This is a genomic window from Streptomyces asoensis, from assembly GCF_016860545.1.
Lineage (GTDB): Bacteria > Actinomycetota > Actinomycetes > Streptomycetales > Streptomycetaceae > Streptomyces > Streptomyces asoensis.
Genome location: NZ_BNEB01000002.1, coordinates 1,539,871 through 1,554,303, shown reverse-complemented (window position 1 = coordinate 1,554,303; position 14,433 = coordinate 1,539,871). Strand labels below are relative to the sequence as shown.

Annotated in this window: 13 protein-coding genes; 5 read left to right on the top strand and 8 right to left on the bottom strand. The window is 73.7% G+C overall.

What is annotated here, in order from left to right:
- Positions 1-24: 24 nt before the first annotated feature.
- On the bottom strand, positions 25-2,430 hold the full coding sequence (locus Saso_RS09850) for a M4 family metallopeptidase (protein WP_189918646.1): 2,406 nt from the start codon (positions 2,428-2,430) through the stop codon (positions 25-27).
- 410 nt (positions 2,431-2,840) lie between these two features.
- Between Saso_RS09850 and Saso_RS09845 the strand changes: the two genes are divergently transcribed.
- From Saso_RS09845 to Saso_RS09835, 3 genes are all read left to right on the top strand, one after another.
- Entirely contained in the window at positions 2,841-3,758 is a 918-nt protein-coding gene (locus Saso_RS09845; protein ID WP_229901091.1) for a class I SAM-dependent methyltransferase, read from the top strand.
- A gap of 131 nt (positions 3,759-3,889) precedes the next feature.
- Complete coding sequence (locus Saso_RS09840; RefSeq protein WP_189918642.1) at positions 3,890-5,395, top strand: metallophosphoesterase family protein; 1,506 nt, start codon at positions 3,890-3,892, stop codon at positions 5,393-5,395.
- Positions 5,396-5,462: 67 nt separating this feature from the next.
- Positions 5,463-6,500, top strand: coding sequence for an LLM class flavin-dependent oxidoreductase (locus Saso_RS09835; protein WP_189918640.1), 1,038 nt, complete (start codon positions 5,463-5,465; stop codon positions 6,498-6,500).
- A gap of 6 nt (positions 6,501-6,506) precedes the next feature.
- On the opposite strand, the gene Saso_RS09830 is transcribed toward Saso_RS09835, so the two are convergent.
- On the bottom strand, positions 6,507-7,502 hold the full coding sequence (locus Saso_RS09830) for a TauD/TfdA dioxygenase family protein (protein ID WP_189918638.1): 996 nt from the start codon (positions 7,500-7,502) through the stop codon (positions 6,507-6,509).
- A gap of 191 nt (positions 7,503-7,693) precedes the next feature.
- Between Saso_RS09830 and Saso_RS09825 the strand changes: the two genes are divergently transcribed.
- On the top strand, positions 7,694-8,524 hold the full coding sequence (locus Saso_RS09825) for an aldo/keto reductase (RefSeq protein WP_189918636.1): 831 nt from the start codon (positions 7,694-7,696) through the stop codon (positions 8,522-8,524).
- Between the two features lie 42 nt (positions 8,525-8,566).
- Here Saso_RS09825 and Saso_RS09820 read toward each other — a convergent pair whose 3' ends face one another.
- The 3 genes from Saso_RS09820 to Saso_RS09810 all read right to left on the bottom strand — a co-directional run bounded on the left by Saso_RS09820 (position 8,567) and on the right by Saso_RS09810 (position 11,961).
- Positions 8,567-11,017, bottom strand: coding sequence for an ATP-binding SpoIIE family protein phosphatase (locus Saso_RS09820; RefSeq protein ID WP_189918634.1), 2,451 nt, complete (start codon positions 11,015-11,017; stop codon positions 8,567-8,569).
- Between the two features lie 81 nt (positions 11,018-11,098).
- On the bottom strand, positions 11,099-11,566 hold the full coding sequence (locus tag Saso_RS09815) for a peroxiredoxin (protein ID WP_307822215.1): 468 nt from the start codon (positions 11,564-11,566) through the stop codon (positions 11,099-11,101).
- Positions 11,563-11,961, bottom strand: coding sequence for a DoxX family protein (locus Saso_RS09810; RefSeq protein ID WP_189918632.1), 399 nt, complete (start codon positions 11,959-11,961; stop codon positions 11,563-11,565). The genes Saso_RS09815 and Saso_RS09810 overlap by 4 nt, the downstream gene beginning before the upstream one ends.
- A gap of 171 nt (positions 11,962-12,132) precedes the next feature.
- Here Saso_RS09810 and Saso_RS09805 point away from each other — a divergent pair, with 171 nt between their 5' ends.
- Positions 12,133-12,417, top strand: a complete 285-nt coding sequence (locus tag Saso_RS09805) for a hypothetical protein (protein WP_189918630.1) — start codon at positions 12,133-12,135, stop codon at positions 12,415-12,417.
- 28 nt (positions 12,418-12,445) lie between these two features.
- On the opposite strand, the gene Saso_RS09800 is transcribed toward Saso_RS09805, so the two are convergent.
- The 3 genes from Saso_RS09800 to Saso_RS09790 form a co-directional block, all read right to left on the bottom strand.
- Positions 12,446-12,973, bottom strand: coding sequence for a MarR family winged helix-turn-helix transcriptional regulator (locus Saso_RS09800; protein ID WP_189918628.1), 528 nt, complete (start codon positions 12,971-12,973; stop codon positions 12,446-12,448).
- Positions 12,974-13,051: 78 nt separating this feature from the next.
- Positions 13,052-14,221 carry an NAD(P)/FAD-dependent oxidoreductase gene (locus tag Saso_RS09795; RefSeq protein ID WP_189918626.1) on the bottom strand — a complete coding sequence of 390 codons (1,170 nt, stop codon included), beginning with the start codon at positions 14,219-14,221 and terminating at the stop codon, positions 13,052-13,054.
- Positions 14,218-14,421 carry a ferredoxin gene (locus tag Saso_RS09790; RefSeq protein WP_189918623.1) on the bottom strand — a complete coding sequence of 68 codons (204 nt, stop codon included), beginning with the start codon at positions 14,419-14,421 and terminating at the stop codon, positions 14,218-14,220. Before Saso_RS09790 ends, Saso_RS09795 begins: the two co-directional genes overlap by 4 nt.
- Positions 14,422-14,433 lie beyond the last annotated feature (12 nt).

Sequence of the window (14,433 nt, the reverse complement as noted above, 5' to 3'; positions counted from 1 at the left end):
GGTGGGGCGGACGGGAGGTACGGATCAGCCGGTCGTCACGGCGGTGTCGTCCACGACGAAGCTGGTCTGGAGGGAGGTGTCCTCGACGCCGGAGAACTTCAGGGCCACGGTGGAGCCCGCGAAGGACCCGAGGCTGAAGGACTTCTGGACGTAGCCCGTCGCCGCGTTGAGGTTGGAGTAGGTGGCCAGGGTGGTGGACCCGGCGGTGACCGTCAGCTTGTCGTACTGCGTGCTGGTGGTGGTCTCGGCCGTGTCCACGTGCAGGTAGAAGGTGAACGTGGTGTTGGTGCAGCCGCTCGGGATCGTCACCGACTGCGTCAGGGTGTCGGTGTGGGTCGACCCGTAGCCGTCGAGCCAGGCCTTGTAGGAGCCGGTCCTGGCCGCCTGGCTGCTGGAGTTGGTGATCACGCCGCTGGACGCCGTCCAGGTGGTGTTGCCCGACTCGAAGCCCGCGTTGCCCAGCAGCTGCGTGGCGGTGCAGGAGCCGCCGCCGCCGGAGGAACTCACCGTCCAGGTGAAGGCCGCGGTACCGGTCGCGCCGGTGCTGTCGGTCACCGTGACCGTGGTGCTGGAGGTACCGGCCGTGGTCGGCGTACCGGAGATCAGGCCGGTCGAGCTGCTGATCGACAGTCCGGCGGGCAGCCCGGTCGCGGCGTACGTCAGGGAGCCGCTGTTGGTGCTGCTGGCCGAGATCTGGAGGCTCACCGCGGTACCGACCGTGGCGGACTGGCTGCCCGGGTTGGTCACCGACACACCGGTCGACGGGACCGTGATGTGGCCGCCGACGTTGATGCCGGCGAACGCGTTGCCGACCCCGGCGTACTGCGCGGAGCTGCTGCCGTAGAGCGCGGAGGCGGCGTTCAGCGCGGCCGTGCGGGCCTGGGCGTACGTGGTGCTGGACGTCATGTACGTCGTCAGCGCCTTGTACCAGATCTGGAGGGCCGCGGCCCGTCCGATGCCCGCGACCGCGACCCCGTCGGAGGTCGTGCTGGTGTAGGTGACGCCGTTGATGGTCTTGGTGCCGCTGCCCTCGGAGAGCAGGTAGAACATGTGGTTCGCGGGGCCCGAGGAGTAGTGGACGTCGAGGTTGCCGACCCCGGAGTACCAGCTGTCGGCGGAGCCGCCGTCCTTGCTGGGCTTGTCCATGTACCGCAGCGGCGTACCGTCGCCGTTGATGTCGATCTTCTCGCCGATGAGGTAGTCGCCCACGTCGGAGGAGTTGTTGGCGTAGAACTCCACGCCGGTGCCGAAGATGTCCGAGGTGGCCTCGTTCAGACCGCCGGACTCACCCGTGTAGTTGAGGCCCGCGGTGTTGGAGGTGACACCGTGGCTCATCTCATGGCCCGCGACGTCCAGCGAGGTGAGGGCGTGGGTGCTGCCGCTGCCGTCGCCGTAGGTCATGCAGAAGCAGTCGTCGTCCCAGAAGGCGTTGACGTACGCCGTGCTGTAGTGGACGCGGGAGTAGGCGGCGACCCCGTCGTTCTTGATGCCGCTGCGCCCGAAGGTGTTCTTGTAGAAGTCCCAGGTCTGCTGGGCGCCGTAGTGGGCGTCGACGCCGGCGGTCTGGGTGTTGGAGCCGGACCCGGTGCCCCAGGTGTCGTCGGCGTCCGTCATCAGCGTGCCGGTGCCGGACGTGCCGTTGTTGAGGGAGTACGTCTTGTGGCCGCCGCGCGTGGTGTCGTACAGCTGGTACGTCGACCCCGACAGCGTGGTGTTGAGGCTGACGGTGCCGCTGTACTGGCTGTTGCCGGTGCCGGTCTCGATGCCCTCGAACTGGGACAGCTTCGCGCCGGTGGCCGCGTCGGTGATGACGTGCAGCTTGCTCGGCGTGCCGTCGTCCTGGAGGCCGCTGACCACGGTCTCCCAGGCGAGCTTGGGGGTGCCCTCGCCGGCCCAGATCACCTTGCGCGCGCCCTGCGCGGCCGGGTCCTTGGCGTCGAGCGCCTTCGCGGCCGTCAGGGCCTTCGTCCGGGCGGCCGCCTTGCTGAACACGGCGGTCGTGGACTTGACCGAGACGCTGCGCCGGTTGTTGTTGAAGGTGGTGCTCACCGTGCCGGCCGCCAGCGAGGCCGGGGGCGTGTGCACGACGAGGTCGCCGCCGAGGACCGGCAGTCCGGCGTAGGTGCGCTCGTAACGGGTGTGCAGGGTGCCGTCGTTGTCCTTCACGACGTCCTTGACGACCAGCTTCTCCTGGGCGCCGAGGCCGAGGGAGCGGGCCGTGTCCGGCGCCTTCGCGTCGGCGTTCTTGATCAGCGTGGTGCGCTGGGCGGGGGTGAGATCGGCGGGCAGTCCGCCGGTGCGCAGGGGGCCGGGGTGGGGGGCGGCGGGCAGCGCGGACGCCGGAACCGTCTGGACGCCGAGGGCCAGAAGGGCGGCGGTGGAGAGCAGGGCCGCTCCGACCGAGGTCCGCTTGCGGGGGTTGGGTCTCACTCGTTCTCCTCCTGCGGCGGCCGCGGGGTACGGCCGGTGACAGACCGGGCAGACGGGTTGTGCTGTCCGGGACGAGCTGAGTGGTGCGGGACCGTGAACACGAAGAAGACGACGTGCCGCCGGTACGCGGCAGTCGGGTGGAGAATGGCAGGCTTGACAGTGGCATGTCAGCCAAAGCCCGGCGCTTCAAGGGTTATCCCTCGGTTCCCCGCACGGCCGGGCCGCCCGCCCCCGGCCCCGCTGTGAGTGAACTGTGCGTTCACTGTCCTGCCGGTGGACCCGCACGCCGGGGTGCGGTGGCGCCCCGCGCCGGGCCGCCGGCGAAGGACCGACGGGATCCGGCCGTCCTCGGGACCGTGGGATCATCGACGCTCGGACGAACGGGATCGGCCCGGAGGCGGTGGGCGCGGGTGGCGGACGGGTGGGAGTGGGACGAGACGCTGTTCGCGGGCACCGCCGCCCACTACCGGCGCGGCCGGCTCCCCTACGCCCCGGGACTGGCGGAGGCGCTCGCCCGCGTCCTGCGTCCCGACGGGCGCGGGCGCCTCGTCGACATGGGCTGCGGGCCGGGGATCCTCGCCCTGGACCTGGCCCCGCTGTTCGCCGAGGTCGTCGGGGTCGACCCGGACGCGGACATGCTCGCCGAGGCCGGACGGGAGGCCGCGGCGCGCAGAACGGGGGCGAGGGTCCGGTGGGTTCGGGCCCGCGCCGAGGAACTGCCCCCGGATCTGGGGACGTTCGACGTCGCGACCTTCGGCCAGTCCTTCCACTGGATGGACCGTGCACGGGTGGCGGCGGCCACCCGGGACCTGCTCGGGCCCGGCGGGACGCTGGTGCACGTCTCGGATCTCAGGACCGGGACTCCCGCGGCGGGCGCGCTCCCGTACCCGGAGGTGCCCGGTGCGGCGATCCGGGACCTGGTCACGCGCTACCTGGGGCCCGTCCGCCGGGCGGGCCGGGGCGTGCTGCCGGAGGGAACACCCGGCGGCGAGGCCGCGGTGCTCGCCCGGGCCGGGTTCACCGGTCCGCGGCGGCTCGTCGTTCCCGGTGGACAGCTGCTGCGGCGCACGCCGGACGACGTCGTCGCGGAGGTGTTCTCGATGTCGTTCTCGGCTCCGCACCTCTTCGGCCCGCGCCGCGCCGCGTTCGAGGCGGACCTGCGCAGGCTCCTGCGGGAGGCGTCCGCGACCGGCCTCTTCTCCGCACGCGGGCCGGGCACCGAGGTCTTCTTCTGGGGGACGGACCCCGACGGCGGACATCCGCATGCCTGCGACCGGCGCCCGTGGACCGCCCCGGCGGACGCAGGAGCGCCACCCGGCGGGGCGTGAGCAGGTGTCGGGGCGAGGGGGCGGCGCGGCGCCAGGCCGCGGGACGGGCGCCGTCAAGGGCATTAGATGACGGTGCATGAACTCGGCGGTACGGGTTCTGACGGACTGTGGATCATTGCTACGGTGCACCGGTGTCTGACTCCTCACGCGATACCGCCGAAGGCGCCGGCTGGTCGGGCGCCGAACGGGGCACGTACCGGCGCCTCATGCCGGACCGGACCCAGAAGATCTCGTGGCTGGACCCCAGGATGCTGTGGGCGGCCCGCAACGGCGTGCTGGCGTCGTGGTTCGGGGATCCGACGGGCCGCACCCGCTCCCGTCTGGTGGCGCAGCAGGCGGCGGCCGGCGCGCCCGCCGACAAGGTGATCCGGCGCGCGGACCCCGACAGTTTCTCCTTCATGGTCATCGGCGACACGGGAGAGGGCGACGATCCCCAGTACGCCGTCGTCCCCGGCTTCCTGAGGGCCAGTCAGGGCACGTCCTTCGCCGTCCTCGCCAGTGACGTGATCTACCCGGTGGGCAGCGCCGACGACTACGGCACCAAGTTCTTCCGCCCCTACCGCGACTACCCGGCGCCCTTCTACGCGATACCGGGCAACCACGACTGGTACGAGGACCTCGGCGCGTTCATGCGGGTCTTCTGCGCGGACGCCCCGCCGCTGCCCACCGAGCCCGCGCCGCGCCTGTTCAGCCGCGCCCGGCTGCGGGCGCTGCTCTGGCACCGGCGCCGCGCCCACGACGGCCTCCGCCTGCGGGAGGCGGGCGAGTTGAGGTCCGCGGCGGGGCAACGGGCCGTGCAGCCCGGGCCGTACTGGGCGATCGACGCCGGACCGGTGCGGATCATAGGCATCGACACCGGACTGCTCGGCACCCTCGACGCCGAACAGGGCGCCTGGCTCCGCGAGGTGTCCCGCGGGCCGCGCCCGAAGATCCTCGTCACCGGTTCCCCCCTCTACGTCGACGGCGAACACCACCCGTGCCCCGTCGAAGGGGGCGGCACCGTCGACGACATCGTGACCGCGCCCGAGCACCACTACGTCGCGGCGATAGGCGGCGACATCCACAACTACCAGCGCTATCCGGTGCGTCTGGCGGACGGGCGGACGCTCCAGTACGTCGTCTCGGGCGGCGGGGGCGCCTTCATGCACGCCACGCACACCATTCCCCGGGTGTCCGTCGCCGGCGTCACCGAGCGCGACTTCCGCTGCTATCCGCTGCGCGGCGACTCCCTGGCCTTCTACAGCCGGCTCTACGGGCGCCGGTTGCGGCTGCGGCGCTTCTTCGCCCTGACGGAGGCCGAGGCCCAGGCCGTCGTCGCCGAACGGCTGGGCATCCCGCCGACCCGCGCGCCGGGCCCGCAGGTGCGGGTGACCCGGCGGATCCGTCTGCTGGCCGGTCTGCTGGGCACCGGGAGCCGTCCGGAGCGCCGCAGGCGGCTGCGGCTGCCGGTGCGCAAGATCTACACCCAGCTCTTCTCTCCGAGCTCGGCGACGTACAGCCCGCCGTTCTTCAAGAGCTTCCTGCGGCTGGACGTCACCCCGGAGTCGGTCCGGCTGCGCTGCTTCGCGGCCACCGGGAACCGCGCGCAGGAACTGAACCCGCCGGTCGAGGACGAGGTCGTGATCCCGCTGGGCTGAGGACCGGTGCCACAATCACCGGAGAACCGCCGCACGGCCGTAGGGCCGTCGAACGATGGAGGAACCCTTGCCGTCGACCTCACGCCCCCTGCGCAAACTGGGGTTCCTCACCATCGGGCTGTTCGACGGGGACGACCCGGGCCGGGGGCACGAGACCACACTGGAGATCATCGAGCTGGGCGAGCGGCTCGGCTTCGACAGCGCGTGGGTGCGCCACCGCCACCTCCAGTACGGCATCTCCTCCCCCGTCGCCGTGCTGGCGGCCGCCTCGCAGCGCACCCGGCGCATCGAGCTCGGCACCGCGGTCGTCCCGATGGGCTGGGAGAACCCGCTGCGTCTCGCCGAGGACCTGGCCACCGTGGACATCCTGTCCGGGGGCCGGCTCAACCCGGGGGTGAGCGTCGGCCCGCCGATGCACTACGAGCAGGTCAAGGAGGCCCTCTACCCGGACAGCGCGGACGCCGAGGACTTCGGCTACGAGCGGGTGCGGCGGCTGCTGGACCTGGTGCGAGGCAAGCCGGCCACCGACTTCAGCGGGGTCGAGGGGTTCGAGGTGTTCTCCGACCGGGTGCAGCCGCACTCCCCCGGCCTGGGCCGCCGTCTCTGGTACGGCGGGGGCAGCACCGGCTCGGCGCGGTGGGCCGGGGAGCACGGCATGAACTTCCTCACCAGCAGTGTCGTCAAGGCCGAAGGCCCGGACGACACAAGGGACTTCGCCGACATCCAGCTCTCCCACGTCCGCGCCTTCCGGGCCGCCCACCCCGACGGCGAGGCGGCCCGTGTCTCGCAGGGCCTGGTGGTCGTCCCGACCGACTCCGCCTCGCCCGCACAGCGCGCGAAGTACGAGGAGTTCGCGGCGAAGCGGCTGCCCCGCACGACGTCGCCGCAGGGGCCGGCCCGGCTGCTCTTCGCCCCGGACCTGGTCGGCACGTCGCAGGAGATCGCCGAACGCCTGCACGCGCACGCCGCGTTCCGCGAGATCGACGAGGTCGCCTTCGCCCTGCCGTTCACCTTCGAGCACGAGGACTACGTGCAGATCCTCACCGACACGGCGACGAAGCTGGGTCCGGCGCTGGGCTGGCGGCCCGGCGCCGACCCGGCCTGAGGATCCTCACCAGCGGCCCGCCTCGGTGCCCGTCACCGGCTCGGACGGCCTGCCGTCCGCCCCGACGGGTACCTCACCGCCGATCATCACCCGGTGCATGGTGCGCGGGAAGCCCAGGTGCGCGCTGTCGGCGGGGGCGAGGTGGATGGTGGCCCGGTTGTCCCAGAAGGCCACGCTGCCGGGCTCCCAGCGGAAACGGACCGTGTACTCGGGGCGGGTCGCCTCCTCCAGCAGCATGTCCAGGATCGCCCGGCTCTCCGCGCGGGAGAGGTCGGTGATCTGCTCCAGGTAGTAGCCGTTGACGTACAGCACCCGCTCGCCCGTCTCGGGGTGCACCCGGACCAGGGGGTGCACCGAGGCGACCTGGTGGTCGAGGAGGTGCCGGACGTACGCGTCGTCGCCCGGGCGGGGCTGGTAGCCGACGCCCAGCCGGTGCTCGGCGCGCAGCCCGGCCAGGAACTCCCGCAGGGGTGCGGAGAGTCCGGCGTGGGCGGCGGCCAGGTTGGACCACGTCGTGTCGCCGCCGTAGGGCGGCACCGTCTCGGCGCGCAGGATCGTCGCGGCGGGCGGGTCGACCCGGGCGCCGTGGTCGCAGTGCCAGCCGCGCAGCAGGGTGTGCCGGCGGCGGCGCAGCCACTCCTCGTGCTCCATGCCGAACCTCCCGCCCAGTTCGAGCCGGTCGGCGGTCGTCTCGACCTCGGGGAAGTCGGGCGGTGAGGCGCTGCCGCGCCTGCGCAGGACGACCGGTTCGCCGAACCGGCGCGCGAACGCCACGTGTCCGGCGTGGTCCAGGTGCTGCTCCCGGAAGAAGACCACCTTCCAGCGCAGCACCGCCGCCCTGATCACGGCGACCTGGGCGTCGTCGAGCCCGGCCGCGAGGTCGACGCCCCCGATCTCGGCGCCGGTGTGTCCGGCGACCGGTTTCACCTCGACCCCGGCCGCCCGGGCGGCCTTCTCGGCCGCCGGATCGTCGAAGGGGGTCGCCCGGCTGTCCGTCGTCATGCGTGCTCCGCTCGTCCTCACCCGTCGGCCGTCACCGCTCCCGAAGATCGTGACAGCGAATCGGCGGCCTGGCGACAGTGCCCCGGCCGCCCCCGGCCGCGGCGGACACGCCGTGCGCGGCGTCCGGTTGTCCGCCCGCCGGATCATCGGTGAGGCTGGAGGGACGACACGGTCGAGGAAAGGTCCCCCTGGTGAGCAACATCCCGGAGCACACGCTCAACGACGGTACGAGGCTCCCGGCCGTGGGGCTGGGCACCTGGCCGATGGACGACGCCGAGGCGGAGCGGGCCGTCGCCGAGGCGCTCGGTCTGGGCTACCGGCTCGTGGACACGGCGACGAACTACCGCAACGAGACCGGGGTCGGACGGGGCGTGGCCCGGTCCGGGGTGGCCCGCGAGGAGATCGTGGTCACCACGAAGCTCCCCGGCCGCCACCACGGGCACGACGAGACCCTCGCCTCCTTCGAGGAGTCCCGTCGGCGGCTCGGCCTGGACTACGTGGACCTGTACCTGATCCACTGGCCGCTCCCCCGGGTCGACCGGTTCGTCGACTCGTGGCGGGCCATGATCAAGCTGCGCGAGGACGGACTGGTCCGGTCGATCGGCGTCTCCAACTTCACCGCCGCGCACATCGAACGGCTGGAGAAGGAGACCGGGGTGCTGCCCTGCGTCAACCAGATCGAGCTGCATCCGCTCTTCCCGCAGGACGGGCTGCGCGCCTTCCACGAGGCCAAGGGCATCCGCACGGAGAGCTGGAGCCCGCTGGGCCGCGGTTCGGCGCTCCTGGAGGACCCGGTCGTCGTCTCCGTCGCCGAGTCGCTGGGCGTGACACCCGGCCAGGTCGTGCTGCGCTGGCACGTCCAGCTCGGCGCGGTCCCCATCCCGAAGTCCTCCAGCCCGGAGCGGCAGCGCGCCAACCTCGACCTCTTCGGCTTCGAGCTCGGACCGGCGCAGCTGGCGGCGATCGCGCAGCGCCCGCACCGGCGGCTGGGCGGCGACCCCGAGGTGCACGAGGAGTTCTGAGCGGCCGGGCCCGCTCACCCGTGCGGGTGGTCGTGCGCGTGGTCACGCGGAGTCGAGCGTCTGCTCCGCCCAGATCGTCTTGCCCCGGTCCGTCTGCCTGCTGCCCCAGCGCTGCGTGAGCTGCGCGACCAGCAGCAGGCCGCGGCCGCCCTCGTCGAAGGCGTGGGCGCGGCGCAGATGGGGCGAGGTGGAACTGCCGTCCGACACCTCGCATATGAGGTTCCGGTCACGGATGAGGCGGAGCTGGATGGGCGGCGCGCCGTAGCGGATGGCGTTGGTGACGAGTTCGCTGACGACGAGTTCGGTGACGAAGGCCGCCTCCTCCAGGCCCCACGCGGTCAGCTGCTCGGTCGCCGCCTGGCGGGTGACGGCGACGTGGGCGGGGTCCGGCTCGATGTCCCAGGTCGCGACCCGGTCCGCGCCCAGCACCCGGGTGCGGGCGAGCAGCAGGGCCACGTCGTCGCTCGGCTCGTCCGGCAGGACCGCCTTGAGCACGCCGTCGCAGAGGGCGTCGAGGGTGGCGGCCGGTGCGGTCAGCGCGCTGCACAGTTCGCCGGTGGCGCGGTCGACGTCACGGTCGCGGTCCTCGATCAGGCCGTCCGTGTAGAGGGCGACGACCGCGCCCTCGGGGAGGTCCAGGGTGACCGCCTCGAAGGGGAGGCCGCCGACGCCGAGCGGTGGTCCGGGGGTCATGCGGACCAGCTGCGCGGTGCCGTCGGGCAGGACGAGGGCGGGTGCCGGGTGTCCGGCGGCGGCGAGGGTGAGGCGGCGGCCGACGGGGTCGTAGACGGCGTAGAGGCAGGTGGCGCCGAGCTCGGCGACGTCCTCGCCCGCGTTGTCGTAGGCCGCGAGATGGGTGACGAGGTCGTCGAGGTGGGTGAGGAGTTCGTCGGGCGGCAGGTCCACGTCGGCGAGGGTGCGCACGGCCATGCAGAGCCGCCCCATGGTGGCCGTGGAGGGGATGCCGTGTCCGACGACGTCGCCGACGACGAGGGCGACCCGGCTTCCGGAGAGCGGGATGACGTCGAACCAGTCGCCGCCGATGCCCGCGGTGGAGCCGCTGGGCAGATAGCGGTGGGCGACCTCGACGGCGGCCTGTCCGGGCAGGCCGCGGGGCAGCAGGCTGTGCTGGAGGGTGAGGGCGGTGGTGCGTTCCCGGGCGAAGCGGCGGGCGTTGTCGACGCAGACGGCGGCCCGGCTGGCCAGTTCCTCGGCGAAGACGGCGTCGTCGGCCTCGTAGTCGTCGGGGTGAGCGATACGGACGCCGACCAGGACGCCCAGGGTGGTGCCCCGGGCCCGCAGGGGCACCGAGATCACCGAGTGGACCCCGGTGCGGAAGCGGCGGCCCTCGGGAGCGCGCGCGTTGCGCTCGCCGAGCCAGCGCATGAAATCGGGTTCGCCCGCCTGGATGCGGACGGCGCGCCCCTCGCGCAGGGCGCGGGCGGGCGGGCTGAAGGGCGGGTGGACGTCGGTCTCGCCGAGACGGACCGCCGCCTCGGGGGTGCCTTCGTGGGCGGAGCCGTGGGCGACCCGGCGCAGCACGACCTCGCCGTCCGGGACGGGTGGCGGCTCGTCGGCCCCCAGGACCCAGTCCAGCAGGTCCACGCTGGCGAAGTCGGCGAACCTGGGCACGAGGAGCGCGATAACCTCCTCGGCGGTGCGCACCACGTCGAGGGTGGTGCCGATGGACGCCGCGGCCTCGTTCAGCAGGGTCAGTCGTCGGCGGGCCAGGTACTGCTCCGTGCTGTCGAAGGCCGCGAGGGCCACGCCGGTCACCGTTCCCCGGTCGTCGCGCACCGGCCACATCTCGGTGGTCCAGGCGTGTTCGCGGTTGAGGGCCGGTGCTCCGGTGAAGCTCTCGTAGCGCGTGGGGCGACCGGTCTCGGCGACCTGGCGCAGCTGCCGTTCGAAGCCCCTGCTGTGCTCGGCGTCCTCCACGGTCTCGGGGAAGTGCCGGCCGAGCAGGACGTCCTCGGAGACGCCCATGACCTTGCAGGCGATCTCGTTGAGCCGCAGGTAGCGCTGGCCGGGGTCGAAGACGGACATCGCCATGGAGGCCTGCTGGAACGCCCGCCCGGCCAGCGTCGGCTCCACGGCGCCGGGCGGGGCCGCGGTGCCGTGCGGGGCCGCGGTGCCGTGCGGGGCCGCGGTGCCGTGCGGGGCCGCGGTGCCGGGAGGCCGTGCGGCCTCGGGCGCAGGTACGGCATCGGCCGGCCGCGCGGTGAGGGTGTGGCCGGCGGGCCGGGCGTCCGCGTCGAGCACAGGGTGGGCCGTCACGACGAGGGGTACGGGCCGGCCGTCACGGTGACGCACCACGACGGGACCGCTCCACTCGCCGTCCCCGCGCCCGGGCGGGTCCTCGGCGAGCAGCTCGGCGGCGGCGCGCCCGACGGTCTCCTCGGCCGAGCGGCCCGTCAGCAGTCGGGCGCCCTCGCTCCAGCCCGTCACGACGCCACGCGCATCGATGACCGCCGCAGCGACGACATGCTCCATGTCGTCCAGAATGGTCCCTTTGTCCCGGCGCATCAACCGCGCCGGGAGCCCGGCCGTCCGGCCGGGGCGCCCGGGCGCGGGTCAGGCGCCGCGGGCGCGCAGCACCTCGAGGGCACGGTCGGCGTGCGTGTTCATCCGCAGCTCGCTGCGCACGACCTCCCAGACGGTGCGGTCCTGCCCGATGACGAAGGTGACCCGCTTGGTGGGCGCCAGCGAGAAGCCGCGCTTCACGCCGAAGCGCTCCCGCACCGATCCGTCGACGTCCGACAGGAGCGGCATGCCGAGCACGTGCTTTCCGGTGAATTCCTGCTGGCGGTCGACGGAGTCCCCGCTGATCCCGACCGGGCGGGCGCCCACGGCGGCGAACTCGGCCGCCAGGTCACGGAAGTGACAGGCCTCGGCCGTGCAGCCCCCGGTCAGGGCGGCGGGGTAGAAGAAGAGGACCACCGGCCCGTCCGCGAGCAGCTCCGTGAGGCTGCGGACCGTGCCCGTCTCGTCCGGCAGCGAGAAGTCCTCGACGAGGTCACCGGCTGTCAGGATCCTGGTCACGACCGTCCCTCCGCGGTGGTCGCGGTGCGGGCGCCCTCGGCGACGCTGCGGGCCCACATCACCAGGGGCACCTGGAAGGGCAGCCGGGCGACGGCGGCGGCCTTGAGCGGGGCGGGGCGGTGCCGCCAGTCCCACGCCATCTTGACGTTCGCGGGGAAGACGCCGACGAAGAGCGCGGCCGTGGCCAGCGCGGCCGTCTTGCGGGTGCGGGGCAGGGCCACTCCGGCCGCCAGCACCAGCTCGGCGACGCCGCTGGCGTGCGTCCAGGTCCGGGGGGAGCCGGGCAGCGTGCGCGGGACGATCGCGTCGAACGGGCGCGGGACGGCGAAGTGGGCTGCGCCCATGCCGGCCAGCAGTCCCGCCAGCAGCAGGGGTGAGCGTTCGGACCGTGGCACGGTTCCTCCTCTGACGATCTGGCGCCCGACCTTACTGGAGGGTAGGCGGGAATGCGGAGCCGGGGTCGGCCGGCCGGCCGGGCACCCGCGCCGAGGGGCGCGCGCCGCACGGGCCCGTCAACTCGCCCGGGCCGCCGCGTGGTTGCCCGGCGCGGGCGATGATCTGCGGGGATGACCGTCTGCCTGCTGTGGCCCATCGGACACCGGAACACGGCCGGCGAGGACGGCGCGCCCCTGCACCGCGACGGGGACACGGTGCACCTCGACGAGCGGGACGGCGACGACGCCAAGCTGCTCGGCGTCTGCTCCACGCCGGAGAAAGCGGCGGAGCGCAGGCGCCTCGCGCGGCTGCTGCCGGGTTTCCGCGAGGAGCCGGACTGCTTCGTGATCGACGCCCACACGCTCGACGAGGACGAGTGGCCCGGCGGTTTCACACGCGTCCCGGACCGCGACTGAGCCCCCTCGGCGCCGGGCGGAACCGAGGTCAGCCCCGGGGGGCCGCGGCCGGCTGCTCGGTCTCGTCCTCGACGGAGTAGGAGAGGAAGTCGTCCACCATGCGGTGGAACAGCGCGGCCAGCTGACCCAGCTCCTGCGGGGACCAGTCGGCCAGGGCGAGCTGCATCCCCCGGGCGCCCGCGTCGCGGATGCGGTCTACGGCCGCGCGGCCGGCCCCGGTGAGCTCGATGCGCTGGGCCCGGCCGTCGTCGGGGTCGGGGACCCGGGTGACATGGCCGGACTTCTGGAGCTGCTGCACCGTGCGGGTCACATGGGACGCCTCCACGCCCAGCCGCTGCGCCAGTTCCCCCGGCCGCAGCGGCTCGGAGTCCGCGACCTGCCGCAGCAGGGCCACGGCGGCGCGGTCCAGCGGGACGCCCGCCAGCGTCATCAGCCGGTCGTGCTGACGGGCGCGGGTGCTCAGGTACGTGATCCGCGTGAGCGCGCGCTCGATCTCGATCACTTCCGGAGCCGCGGCGGAGGGCAGCGGGGACGGTTCGGGCGGTTCGGTGGACATGCGGACCACTTTACCATCTCATTGCGTAACTCAAGTAAGTTACCCGTCCCCCGGCGTGCCTCGCGGCCGACGACCGTCTCACACCGTCACCCGCACGTGCTCTCCCCAGGGCGCGCGGTGTGCGACCGCCTGCCGCCACCGCTGGACCGCCGCGGGCGGCATGGCCACGGCGAGCACGCCGCCCACCCGGTCGCCGGTGCGGTAGGCGGCCACGAACCGCCGGTCGTCGAGGGCGCCCTCGACGACCGCGACCTCGTCGTGGCCGCGCAGGAACCCGTGGGCCTGGATCCTCATGCCGTACTGGTCGGACCAGAAGTACGGCACGGCCGCGAACGGCCGGCGGGCCTCGGGGCGCAGCAGATTGCGGGCGGCGGCCATCCCCTGCCCGGTGGCGTTGGTGCGGTGTTCGATCCGCAGGGACGTGCCGGACAGCGGGTGGAGCCAGCGGGCCACGTCCCCGGCGGCGTACACGCCCGGCGCGGCCTCCAGGTACGCGTCGCACACCACCCCGTCGGCCACCGTCAGACCGCTGCCGGCCAGCCACTCGGTGTTGGGCGCCGACCCGACCGCGACCAGCACCTCGTCGGCCTCGACGGCCCCGCCATCGGCGAGCCGTACACCGCCGCCGGTCGCCTCGGTCACGGTGACCCCGCAGCGCAGCCGTACCCCCCGATCGGCGTGCGCCCGCGACAGCACCCGTCCGATCTCCTCGCCGACCGCGTGGGCCAGCGGCACGGCCGCCGGTTCCAGCAAGGTGACCTGCACCCCCAGGCCGCGGGCCACCGCGGCGGCCTCCGCGCCGAGGAAGCCCGCGCCGACGACGACCAGGTGCCGTCCCGGGGCGAGGCGCTCGCGCAGGGCGAGCGCGTCCTCCAGGGTGCGCAGCACATGCGCGCCGCCGCCCGGCAGCCGGCGCGGCCGGACACCGGTGGCCAGGATCAGGCCGTCGTACGGCACGTCGCCGCCGTCCGCCATGCGTACGCGTCGGCGGGCGGTGTCGAGGCCGGTCGCCGCGGTGCCGAGGCGCAGGTCGAGGCCGAGGGCGGCGAGCTCGCCGGGGCGGCGCAGCGGGAGCCGGTCCCGCTCCCACTCGGCGGCGAGGACCTGCTTGGACAGCGGCGGCCGGTCGTAGGGAGCGTGCGGTTCGTCGCCGACGAGCGTCAGCGTCCCCTCGTAGCCCTCGCGCCGGAGCGTCTCGGCCGCCGCGAGTCCGGCGGCCGAGGCTCCGACGACCACGATCCGGTTCACCGTTCGAGCAGCCGGATCGCCGCGGCCGGGCAGACCGCGACGGCCTCGCGGACGTCGTCGAGGTGTTCGGGCGCGGGCCGCTCCGCCAGCAGCACCGCGATGCCGTCGTCGTCCTGGTCGAAGACCTGTCCGGCCGCCACCACACACTGCCCGGAGGCGACGCACCTGTCGGTCTCCAGCTCCACCTCGGCACCACTCATGGGATTCCCCTT

Coding starts and splice junctions, on each gene's coding strand:
- Saso_RS09830 (WP_189918638.1), bottom strand. CDS start 7,502: ATGACGACGGACAGCCGGGCGACCCCCTTCGACGATCCGGCGGCCGAG.
- Saso_RS09820 (WP_189918634.1), bottom strand. CDS start 11,017: ATGGAGCATGTCGTCGCTGCGGCGGTCATCGATGCGCGTGGCGTCGTG.
- Saso_RS09805 (WP_189918630.1), top strand. CDS start 12,133: ATGACCGTCTGCCTGCTGTGGCCCATCGGACACCGGAACACGGCCGGC.
- Saso_RS09800 (WP_189918628.1), bottom strand. CDS start 12,973: ATGTCCACCGAACCGCCCGAACCGTCCCCGCTGCCCTCCGCCGCGGCT.
- Saso_RS09790 (WP_189918623.1), bottom strand. CDS start 14,421: ATGAGTGGTGCCGAGGTGGAGCTGGAGACCGACAGGTGCGTCGCCTCC.